This is a genomic window from Streptomyces laculatispora, from assembly GCF_017353455.1.
GTDB classification, from domain to species: domain Bacteria; phylum Actinomycetota; class Actinomycetes; order Streptomycetales; family Streptomycetaceae; genus Streptomyces; species Streptomyces laculatispora.
Window position 1 is genome coordinate 1 of the sequence record NZ_JAFMPZ010000232.1, and the last position, 7,049, is coordinate 7,049.

8 protein-coding genes and 1 pseudogene are annotated in these 7,049 nt (G+C 70.5%); 4 read left to right on the plus strand and 5 right to left on the minus strand.

Features of this window, described 5'->3' with window-relative positions:
- Positions 1–1,901: penicillin acylase family protein (locus tag J1C73_RS13150; protein WP_207316535.1), on the minus strand; the 1,901-nt coding region annotated here is incomplete at its 3' end.
- Between the two features lie 230 nt (positions 1,902–2,131).
- Here J1C73_RS13150 and J1C73_RS13155 point away from each other — a divergent pair.
- Positions 2,132–2,743 carry a hypothetical protein gene (locus J1C73_RS13155; RefSeq protein ID WP_123468819.1) on the plus strand — a complete coding sequence of 204 codons (612 nt, stop codon included), beginning with the start codon at positions 2,132–2,134 and terminating at the stop codon, positions 2,741–2,743.
- 75 nt (positions 2,744–2,818) lie between these two features.
- On the opposite strand, the gene soxR is transcribed toward J1C73_RS13155, so the two are convergent.
- The gene (gene soxR / locus J1C73_RS13160; protein WP_207316536.1) at positions 2,819–3,301 is read right to left on the minus strand and encodes a redox-sensitive transcriptional activator SoxR; all 483 of its coding nucleotides are present in this window, start codon (positions 3,299–3,301) and stop codon (positions 2,819–2,821) included.
- Positions 3,302–3,422: 121 nt separating this feature from the next.
- Here soxR and J1C73_RS13165 point away from each other — a divergent pair, with 121 nt between their 5' ends.
- Positions 3,423–3,884, plus strand: a complete 462-nt coding sequence (locus J1C73_RS13165) for a MaoC family dehydratase (protein WP_123468823.1) — start codon at positions 3,423–3,425, stop codon at positions 3,882–3,884.
- Positions 3,885–3,906: 22 nt separating this feature from the next.
- Here J1C73_RS13165 and J1C73_RS13170 read toward each other — a convergent pair whose 3' ends face one another.
- The 3 genes from J1C73_RS13170 to J1C73_RS13180 form a co-directional block, all read right to left on the minus strand.
- The gene (locus J1C73_RS13170) at positions 3,907–4,530 is read right to left on the minus strand and encodes a TetR/AcrR family transcriptional regulator (protein ID WP_207316537.1); all 624 of its coding nucleotides are present in this window, start codon (positions 4,528–4,530) and stop codon (positions 3,907–3,909) included.
- 83 nt (positions 4,531–4,613) lie between these two features.
- Positions 4,614–4,904 (minus strand): YiaA/YiaB family inner membrane protein, encoded by a 291-nt coding sequence (locus tag J1C73_RS13175; protein ID WP_207316538.1) that lies wholly within the window; start codon positions 4,902–4,904, stop codon positions 4,614–4,616.
- A gap of 97 nt (positions 4,905–5,001) precedes the next feature.
- Positions 5,002–6,153, minus strand: coding sequence for an acyl-CoA dehydrogenase family protein (locus J1C73_RS13180; protein ID WP_207316539.1), 1,152 nt, complete (start codon positions 6,151–6,153; stop codon positions 5,002–5,004).
- A 63-nt stretch (positions 6,154–6,216) separates the two neighbouring features.
- On the opposite strand from J1C73_RS13180, the gene J1C73_RS13185 reads away from it, so the two are divergent.
- On the plus strand, positions 6,217–6,891 hold the full coding sequence (locus J1C73_RS13185) for a TetR/AcrR family transcriptional regulator (RefSeq protein ID WP_123468829.1): 675 nt from the start codon (positions 6,217–6,219) through the stop codon (positions 6,889–6,891).
- A 15-nt stretch (positions 6,892–6,906) separates the two neighbouring features.
- Positions 6,907–7,049: pseudogene (locus J1C73_RS34805) on the plus strand (transcriptional regulator); the annotation flags it as partial.

Consider the following 7,049-nt stretch of genomic DNA (forward strand, 5'->3'; position numbering starts at 1 on the left):
CCCGGTGCGCGCACCGGGTTCATGCCGCTGTTGTAGAAGGCGGCGGTGCGCGAGTCGGCGTAGAACCAGTTGAACGCGTAGTCGATGTTGCTCGCAGCCTTCTGGAAGGAGGCGGCGTCGGTGACGTACGAGGGGTCGTTCAGCATCTGGAAGCCGATGATCGAGTCGGCCTCGTGCCGGTAGGTGGTGCGCAGCGAGGTGTACGCGACCGGCTTGCCGTTCACCGTGGCGCGGTGGGTGACGACTCCGTAGCCGGTGCGCCACACCTGCATCCGGTAGGAGCCCTTCGCCGTGGAGTCGGCGACGGTCGGGCTCCAGGAGTTGGTGCGCTCCAGCTTCTCCATGGCGGCGCAGTCGCCGTGGTCGAGGTAGTGCGTGGACTTCTTGGTGGGCGCGGAGCCGTCGGGCTCGCACAGTTCGACGGTGTAGGTGTCGGTGATGTCCTGGCCGGCCGAGGTGGCGCTCCAGGCGTAGTCCTGGCCGCGACCCATCTGGATGTACATGCCGACGCCGGCGAAGGAGACACCGCGGGCGCTGATGCCGGGGCCCTGGATCTCCTGGAGCATCATCAGCTGCGGGGCGAAGTAGCCGGTCTGCGGGCCGAACACGGCGACCGGGTGTCCGCTCGCGGTGTGTTGGCCGGAGACCAGCAGGGCGTTGGACATGCCGCGCTTCTGGGCGCCGGAGCCGGAGCCGGGGAGCGAGCCCTCCGGGATGACCCCGTCGTCGTAGATGCCCTGGGCCTTCTTGAGCCCGGCCGGGGCCTTGACCGGGGCCTTGGCGTCGGTGCCCGCGGAGCCGGTGCGGTCGTGGATCAGCGGCTCGGCGGTGACGGAGCCCGGATCGGGCAGGGCGGTTCCGACGGCCTTGCCGGGCTTCCCGGCGTACGGGAACGAGGTGCCGTCGTGAACGGTCAGCACGGCCTCGGGGTCGTTGCGCTGCCGGAACGACTCCCAGACCTTGGTGCCTTCGGCGACTCCGTACTTCTGCTGGGCGGAGAGCAGCGAGAGTGCCGCCTGCACCTCGCCGCCACCGCCGCCGCCGAACTGACCGCCGACCACGGAGGCGATCGAGATCAGGTCGGTCAGCTCGAACGGCTGGATCTCACCGACGTTGGTGATGGCGTCGATCTTGCCGGTCAGGACGTACTCGCCGGGGAAGTAGCGGCCCTTCTTCGACTTGTCACGATAGGAGTTGATGCCGTCCACATAGGCCTGGGCATCCGCCATGGCCTGTTCGCCGCGGGCGCCCTCGTGGGTCCTGATGTACTCGACCTGGGCCTGGAGATCGGCCTCGGTGTACGGGGCCTGCGGCCAGAACTGCTGCTCCAGGCCCTGGTTGGCCAGTGCGCCGCCGGCGAACGAGGTCAGCTGCCCGCGCCCGATGTGGCGGAAGAGGTCCATCAGCCAGAGCCGGTCCTGGCCGGCCGCGAATCCGGCGCCGAACTCGGTGCCGTAGCGGGTGGTTCCCTTGATGTGCGGGACACCGGACACCTTGTCGCGGGTGATGGTGACGTCGTTGCGGGGCGAGGTGACGGACTCGACCTGGTCCTTCGCGACGCCGAAGGAGGCGTCGTTGAAGAAATCGGTCAGCTTCTGGTCGGTGAGGCCGGTGTGCCCGGCCACCAGCCCGTCGTAGCGGTCGAGCTGGTCGTCGCTGTGCGCGGGATGGGTGCCGAACGCCTTGTTGCCGAGAATGTCGACGAGGGTGGCGTTGCCGTTCTCGCCGGGCGGCAGGATGTCGTCGCACTGCCCCTGGCAGTAGTCGGTGACGGGATCAGGCTCGGCGGCGCCCGCGTGGGGGGCCGTGGCCAGCAGAGAGGCACCGAGTGCGAGAACGGCCGCGATCGTGGCGGCTCGGAACTTGCCGGTGCGGGCGGAAGTGCCGGTGCGTGGGGGCATGCATGCTCCTCGGGGAGGCCGATGCGCCGGACGTTACCGGCGGTATGACCCGTCGGTAAGGTGAACATAGGTCACCTTTTCCGAATCACCACACGCGGTCACATGACGACCGGTCATCTCACCAAATGGACGGCCACACCCTTGGATGGAGCCGATCCGGGCAGTTGTACGTCCATCCAGTGACGCCGAGGTTCGGGCGACGGAGTACGAGCGACGGAGGTGGCAGCGCAATGGCCGGTTTCCGGAGTCTTGCGAGACAGGTCCGCGATCCGCGGAGCGACCTGGCACTGCGGCGGTACTCGCTGCGCAAGTGCCTGGAGCGCTTCGCCCCTTACGGGCACCGGGCGACCTGGGATCACCTGTGTGCCCGGCACGGAATCGGGCCCGAGGACCGGGCCCCCGATCCGGTGCGGCTCATGCGCGCGCTGGAGGAGCTGGAGACGGCCCGCGCGGTCTGGCTGGGCTACGAGGCGGGGTTCGCCGAGCGCCGCCGGCGGGAGAAGCACGACGGGCTGCGCCGGCCGGGCGCGTTCGACGACTGGCACCGGCGCACCTGGGGCGGGAACGGGGTCGCGCGGTGCGACGACCCGGCCGTGCACCCGGCGGCGCCGCTCGCGGAGGTGCTGGCGCGGCTGATCTCCGCCCTGGAGACGGAGCCGGGCACCGGCTGCCCGGTGTGTGCCCAGGCCCGGATCGCCTGGCGGCAGGACCTGGACAGCGAGCCGTGGTCCGGTCCGGTCTGCACCGGGTGCGGGATCGTGGTGCCGCAGCCCGTGCTCACCCGGGCGGCGCTGGCGAAGGCCCGGCGGACCCGGCTCGACGACCTGGCATCGGTGGCCTGAGGAACGGAGCGGCCCGCCCGGCGCCCGACGCGACACGCGGCTGCCGGGCAGGCACAACCATGTCGGCCGGACCCCTCAGCTCCCTTCCGAGGGCCCCTTCGCGACCTTGCCCGGCATCAGACGCGAGCCGCTGATCCGCTCACCGGAGATGTCGTCCGGGTTGGAGAGCACACAGTTCTCCAACGACAGACAGCCGCAGCCGATGCAGTCGGTGAGATGGTCGCGCAGCCGCGCCAGCTGTTCGATCCGCTCGTCCAGCTCGGAGCGCCACGCCTCGGAGAGCCGCGCCCAGTCGTCGCGGTTGGGGGTGCGCTCCTCCGGGAGTTCGGCCAGCGCGTCCCGGATGATGGCGAGCGGGATACCGACCCGCTGCGCCGCGCGGACGAAGGCGACCCGGCGCAGCGCGTCCCTGCTGTAGCGGCGCTGGTTGCCACTGGTGCGGCGGCTGCCGATCAGGCCCTTGGCCTCGTAGAAGTGCAGGGCCGAAACCGCGGCGCCGCTGCGCGCGGAGAGCTGGCCGACCGTGAGTTCATGGAGCGTCTGTGGGATCTGGGGCACCCCTCCAACCCTACGTGGCCGGTCCCCGGCCGGTCCGTCGTTGACAGGAACGCAGCCGCGAACCATGCTGAGCAAGCGCTTAGGCAGGTGGGTCGAGAGCAGGAAGGCAGGGACCAGGAACATGACAGAGCCAAGGATCTTCACGTCCGCGCAGGAGCTGCGCGACGGAGTGGGCGAGCAGCTGGGACACAGCGACTGGCTGGAGATCGAGCAGAAGAGGATCGACCTCTTCGCCGACGCCACCGGCGACCACCAGTGGATCCATGTGGACCCGGAGCGCGCCGCGGCCGGACCGTTCGGCACGACGATCGCGCACGGCTACCTCACGCTCTCGCTGCTGCCGGCGCTCGTACCGCAGGTCATGCGGGTCGAGGGCATGAAGATGGGCATCAACTACGGGACCAACAAGGTCCGCTTCCCCTCCACGGTGCCCGTGGGATCACGGCTGCGGGCGACGGCCGTCCTGAAAAGCGTCGAGGAGGCGGGCGGCGGCGTGCAGGTCACCGCGGTCGTCACGGTGGAGCGCGAGGGCGGCGACAAGCCCGCCTGTGTGGCCGAGTCGGTGTCGCGGTACTACTTCTGAGCCCTGCCCGGGGGCGGCTGCGTCACCGTTTGGCCGCGACCATGCGCAGCACGAGGTCGGCGTACAGATCGCCGACCTCGTCCGGCGTCCGGCTGCCCTGGGCGTTGAACCACCGCGCCACGTCGATGCAGAGCGAGAGCACGGCGAGCGTGGTGCCCGGTACGTCCGGGACGTCGAACTCCCCCGCCGCCACGCCGTCGCCGATGATCCGGCGCACCACCGCGTCACTCCTGCGGCGGAGTTCGATGATCTCGGTGCGGTGCTCCTCGCTGAGGGCGTCGAGCTCGTACTGGACCACGCGTGCGGTGGTGTGCCGTTCGGCGTGCCATTGGACGAAGGACCGTACGGCGTCGGCGAGCCGCCCGGCGGCCGTGCCCTCACCGTCGGCCGCCGCCTCCAGCACGGACAGGGCGCGGTCGTGACCGATCCTGCTGATCCGGTGGAGCAGCTCTTCCTTCGTCTTGTAGTGGATGTAGAGCGCGGCGGGGCTCATTCCGGCGCGGCCCGCGATGTCCCGGGTGGTGGTCGCGTGGTACCCGCGCTCGGCGAAGGCCTCGACGGCGGCGACGAGGAGCCGCCGGGCAGCCTCGGGCGTCACTTCGGCCCACGGCGTGTTCTCGCCGCCGGTCTCCTCCGCCGTGCTCATCGTCAGTGGCCCCTCTCAGTCAGCAGGACGAACACCATACCCCGATCCTGAGCAAGCGCTTAGGGGTCCGGTGGATGAGATCGTCAGAGCTTCTGGAAGGGGTCGTGCTCGGCGAGGATCTTCTCCAGCCTGGCCTGGTCGACCCGGCTGACCAGCTGGCCCGCCTCCTGCCGGTCCCTGATGACCTTGGCCAGGGTGAAGCAGGACGTGACCAGATAGAGGACGCCGATGGCGAGGAAGCCGCGCACCCAGGCGTCCGCGTCGAGGAAGTAGATCCCGAGGGCCACCGCACCCATCGCCACCCCGAAGGATGCGACGGCCTGACCGTAGAAGGCCGCGGTGCCCTGCTGCTTGACCGATGTCGTCTCACTCATACCGCTCAGCATCCGGCGGCCCGGCGCACGCCACATCCGTCCGCGTACTCAGCCCGGTACTCAGACGCCCGTTCGAGGTGCCCGGCAGCGGGAGGTCTCAGAACGCGGACACCCCGGTCAGCGCCCGGCCGATGATCAGCTTCTGGATCTGGCTGGTGCCCTCGTAGAGCGTCATCACACGGGCGTCGCGCAGCAGTTTGCCGACCGGGTACTCATCGATGTAGCCGTAGCCGCCGAAGACCTGGAGGGCGTTGTTCGCGGCACGGACGGCGGCCTCGGAGGCGAAGAGCTTGGCCTTGGAGGCGGCGGTCGCGAAGTCCTCACCGCGGTCGATCAGGTCGGCCACCCGCCAGGTGAGCAGCCGGGCGGCGTCGACGTCCACGGCGATGTCGCTGATGAGCTCCTGGACGAGCTGGTAGCTCGCGATGGACTTGCCGAACTGCTCGCGTTCACCCGCGTATCCGACCGCCGCGTCCAGGGCGGCCCGGGCGATGCCGACGCAGCCGGCCGCCACCGACATCCGCCCCTTGGCCAGGGCGGACATGGCGATCGAGAAGCCCTTGCCCTCGGGGCCCATGAGGGTGGCGGCGGGGACGCGGACGTCCTCCAGCACCAGCTCGGCGGTCGCCTGGCCGCGCAGGCCGAGCTTGCCGTGGATGGTGCGGCGGCTCAGGCCCGGGGTGCCGGCGGGGACCAGGAAGGCGGATATGCCCTTGTGGCCGGGGGTGTCGTCGGTGCGGGCGAAGAGGAGCACCACGTCGGCCCAGGTGCCGTTGGTGATGAACATCTTCGAGCCGTTGATGACGTAGTCCCCGCCGTCCCGCACGGCCCTGGTCGTCAGGTTCCCGGCGTCCGACCCGGTACCCGGTTCGGTGAGGCCGAAGCAGCCCACCGCGTCGCCCGAGGTCAGCCGCGGCAGCCACTGCCGCTTCTGCCCCTCGTCGCCCCAGGCGGCGATGGTCTTGGCGACCAGCCCCAGCGAGACGGAGACGATGCCGCGGACCGAGGAGTCGCCGCGGCCGAGCTCCTCGGTCACCAGGCAGTACGTGAGGTGGTCGCCGCCCGAGCCGCCGTACTCCTCGGGGACGGTCAGCCCGAGGAAGCCGAGGGAGCCCAGCTTCTTCACGATCGACTTGTCGACGTTCTCGGACCGGTCCCACTCGACGACATGCGGGGCGATGTGCCGGGCGACGAAGTCCTTGGCGAGCTGCCGGACGGCTTCCTGCTCCTCACTGAGCTCCAGGTTCATCGGTCGGCCCTCCACATTTAATTAGCACTGCTAGTTTTATGGCTGGGCCCTACTATGTGCCGCATGGCCCGTCCGCGCAAGCCCCTCCTCAGCAGAGACCGCATCGTCGCGACGGCGGGTGCGCTCGTGGACGCCGAGGGGCTCGACGCCGTCTCGACCCGCCGGCTGGCGGCCGAGCTCGGGGTCAGCGGGCCCTCGCTCTACAACCACTTCCGCAACAAGGACGAGATTCTGGACGCGGTCGCCGACGCCGTCTCCGCGCAGGTCGATCTGTCGATGTTCGACGAGTCCGACAGCCGTGACTGGCGGGCCGCCCTGCACGACTGGGCGGTCTCCTATCGTGCGGCGCTCACCGAGCACCCGCACATCGTCCCGGTGCTGGCCCAGGGCCCCGGCCGCCGCCCGGCCGGTCTGCGGGTCGCGGACGCGGTGTTCGGCGCCATGGTCCGCGCGGGCTGGCCGCCCGCCCAGGCCACGTACATCGGCGCGCTGATGCGCTACTTCATCACCGGATCGGCACTCGGCTCCTTCGCCCGGGGCTTCGTGGACGACGAGACGGCCTACGACCCCGCCGACTACCCGCACCTGGGCCAGGCCCATCTGCTGGCCGAGCGCCGCCAGAAGGTCGACGAGGGGGCGTTCGAGACAGGGCTGCGGGCACTGATCGACGGCCTCGGCCTGCAGTACACGCCGTCCGTGGCGGCCGGGACCGTTCGGCCGGCGCCGAAGCGTTCCTGACGCATCCTGGAACACATGGCATACCCCGACCCGGCCGCGCCCCGGCTCGCCGCCCTGGCCGCCCTCCTCGCCGACGAGACCCGTGCCGTCTTCTGCCTGGCCCTGCTCGACGGCCGGGCCTGGACCGCGGGCGAGCTGGCCCGGCCGTCGAGCAGGGC

Excerpts from the sequence above, each read along its gene's own strand:
- J1C73_RS13155 (WP_123468819.1), top strand. The coding sequence starts at position 2,132 with ATGGCCGGTTTCCGGAGTCTTGCGAGACAGGTCCGCGATCCGCGGAGC.
- J1C73_RS13165 (WP_123468823.1), top strand. The coding sequence starts at position 3,423 with ATGACAGAGCCAAGGATCTTCACGTCCGCGCAGGAGCTGCGCGACGGA.
- J1C73_RS13170 (WP_207316537.1), bottom strand. The coding sequence starts at position 4,530 with ATGAGCACGGCGGAGGAGACCGGCGGCGAGAACACGCCGTGGGCCGAA.
- J1C73_RS13175 (WP_207316538.1), bottom strand. The coding sequence starts at position 4,904 with ATGAGTGAGACGACATCGGTCAAGCAGCAGGGCACCGCGGCCTTCTAC.
- J1C73_RS13180 (WP_207316539.1), bottom strand. The coding sequence starts at position 6,153 with ATGAACCTGGAGCTCAGTGAGGAGCAGGAAGCCGTCCGGCAGCTCGCC.
- J1C73_RS13185 (WP_123468829.1), top strand. The coding sequence starts at position 6,217 with ATGGCCCGTCCGCGCAAGCCCCTCCTCAGCAGAGACCGCATCGTCGCG.